The sequence below is a fragment of the Gottfriedia sp. NPDC056225 genome, assembly GCF_042267765.1.
Lineage (GTDB): Bacteria > Bacillota > Bacilli > Bacillales > Bacillaceae_G > Gottfriedia.
In genome coordinates, this window is sequence record NZ_JBHJTJ010000123.1 from 1 (window position 1) to 2,613 (window position 2,613).

The 2,613-nt window shown below is 26.1% G+C and carries 3 protein-coding genes; 2 read left to right on the forward strand and 1 reads right to left on the reverse strand.

Annotation, left to right across the window (positions count from 1 at the left end):
• Positions 1-243: 243 nt before the first annotated feature.
• A complete protein-coding gene (locus ACFCYN_RS25305; RefSeq protein WP_375952932.1) occupies positions 244-507 on the reverse strand; it encodes an excalibur calcium-binding domain-containing protein in 264 nt (87 codons plus the stop codon).
• Positions 508-923: 416 nt separating this feature from the next.
• Between ACFCYN_RS25305 and ACFCYN_RS25310 the strand changes: the two genes are divergently transcribed.
• Together ACFCYN_RS25310 and ACFCYN_RS25315 are read left to right on the forward strand one after the other, a co-directional pair.
• Positions 924-1,742 carry a hypothetical protein gene (locus tag ACFCYN_RS25310; protein WP_172443692.1) on the forward strand — a complete coding sequence of 273 codons (819 nt, stop codon included), beginning with the start codon at positions 924-926 and terminating at the stop codon, positions 1,740-1,742.
• A gap of 54 nt (positions 1,743-1,796) precedes the next feature.
• Positions 1,797-2,543 (forward strand): hypothetical protein, encoded by a 747-nt coding sequence (locus ACFCYN_RS25315; RefSeq protein ID WP_375952929.1) that lies wholly within the window; start codon positions 1,797-1,799, stop codon positions 2,541-2,543.
• Positions 2,544-2,613 lie beyond the last annotated feature (70 nt).

Genomic DNA, 2,613 nt, shown 5'->3' on the forward strand with positions numbered 1-2,613 from the left:
ATCAGTAATTAAATAGTAGGTAAAATTTACTAACTTGTGAAAATATTAACATATAAAATTATATTAAAATCATTATAATTGTGATAAAAAATTGAAGATTTTGGAAATAAAAAAATACAGTCTTTAAAATAAATTTAAAGACTGTATGATACTTTAATATGTATGGAGTATCAAAAAACTCCCTAAACGGGAGTCTGAGAAAGTTCCTTCCTAGGAACTATCATTTTTTTTTATTTCTAAAACTTATCTTTCACACGCTATTAAATCTTTATCGCGATCCATTTTTTTATTAGCATCATATAGAGCTTTTGATGCATACGGTTTATATTTAGTTTTACCGCCTTTATTTTTAACGGATGAACTACGGGCAACTCCACCCTTGTATGCTTTGTTCAATTCAGTACAGTTTTTAAATGTTTTCACAGCTGCACTAGCATCATCAGTTGAAATAATTGAGTAGCTTTGAATAAGTCCAATTGTAAGAATACCAATAACAAGTTTTTTTATAAGTAATAACCCCATACTATTTATTTTGTAACAAATTCTAACTAATTTAAAAACTTTTTTAGTAAATAAATACTTTTAATAGATTTCATATCTATCTCTTAATCTATTTATAGGTTTATCATTGAAAATCTTGTTATTTCAGTTAAAATGAGCCGGATTTATTTAGGGATTATTTACTGATTTTAATAAACTTACTCAAAAACTGATTAGGTCTTTCGTTTATTTTCATTTTAAATCAATAGTAAAACTTTCATATTTTTGTAATATTTTAGTAAAAAAGTAAAGATTACTCTCTGTTAATATTATTATATAGAGATACTAATTGAGAAATATTTTTATTGATTAATTGAAAAGTAATCCTCAAGTGGTCTTATCTCTATATAAAATCTCAGTGGAAAGGTTAAGGTGGATTCTGAATGAAGAAAAAATTTATTTCAAGAAAGAAAGAATGGTATCTTTTTGTAATCATATTATTGGCATTAGTGATAGCGTCTATTCCCATTAAATCTAATGCTGAAAATATAGATTCAACAAACACTTTAATTAAAGTGTTATTTAGACAAACGTATAAAGTTGATTGGAACGAAGTTTCTGAAAATGAAAAAAATAATACAATTAATCTAATTTCTGATGGAGATACTGGCTGGAGTTACAATCCAGATGAAGAAATTTTTGAGCGTTTTGTTTCACCGGAAAATGTTGAAGTTTCAATAGAAAATAGTGAAGAGCCAAAAACTGCAAATACCAAAGGAGAAGTGGTATTAAATGGTGATGGTAAAAAATTAGTAAACATTTCCGTAGAAGGAATTGATGATGACTTAAGACAAATTGTTGATTTTTCTCAAAATGAAGCAAGCATTATTAAAGAAATGGATATCTCTCAAATGCTAAAAGATTCAGAAAAAGGCTTATATACAGAAGAACCTAGTTCAAAATTAAATACAAGAGCTTCTTCTACCGATCCTTATTGGCAAACAGGAGAATTAGGACACTACGGCGATCGATTACATTGTAATCGCTTTAATGGACCTTTAGGAAATGGAAAATACTATCCAAATTATTACCCACAAGCAGCAATTAATTTTATTATGAGTGACTGCGATTACTCTCTAGGTCGAAGTACAAGATGTTTAGCTGATTATACATCTGATAAATATTGTGCAGCCAGCCCAAGTACAAAACAAGGAAAATGTTCGACTTTTATTGGGCATTATAATAAATTCCATAACCATTAAAAAGGAGAAATTATTATTAATAAGTACTTAATACTAATGCTAACTGGTTTACTATTGATAAGTTTAGTATTCAATATTTGGTTAATAAAAATAATAACTCCAAAAACAGTCTTATCGATAGATAATAAGTCAATCATTAACGAGCGAGAATTATTAAAATCGTTAGAAAAAAAATATAAAATTTATGAATTAAATAATCAAGCAAATTCATATATCATTGAAAAAGCAGCAAATGAAAATAACTTTTCATCACCAAGTAAAATAGAATTAAAAAAGCTAAATAAAAAATTCCCCGAAATGAACATAACTAATTCGAATAAACAGCCGTATTATGTGTATCAATTATTTAATCTAAAAAATAATGATTCTATAATAAAAAAATATTTTAAAGATAATTACCAATTAGAAGCTCCGAAGATGTATCAAGTACTAACTTATCAAACAAATAATCATAATTTAGCCACAAAAATGCAAAATGAATTAGAATCTGGAAAAAGTACAAAAACAATTGAAAAAGAACACAAAATTAAGTTAAAAAAAACTTATGCTGCACATTTAGATTTTCTTCAACCAAGTACTTCAAATGATAATTCAAATACTATAGTTGATAACTCAAATATTGGCAAAGTGGTTCATCTTATGAATGAGGATGGAATGACAATTATTTATGTATCCAAAATAGTTGATTACGCTCAAAATCCAAAATTATTTAGAGACATGTATTTTGCTAATAACTACCAAACTATTAAATCTAATTTAATTAATAAACTAAGTTCTAAACATGAAATAGTAATCAAATAAAAGAAGATATACCTAATGTGAAAGACATATTGTGTCGAGGTGGAAAATGAAAAAATTATTTATATTAATA

Excerpts from the sequence above, each read along its gene's own strand:
- ACFCYN_RS25310 (WP_172443692.1), top strand. The coding sequence starts at position 924 with ATGAAGAAAAAATTTATTTCAAGAAAGAAAGAATGGTATCTTTTTGTA.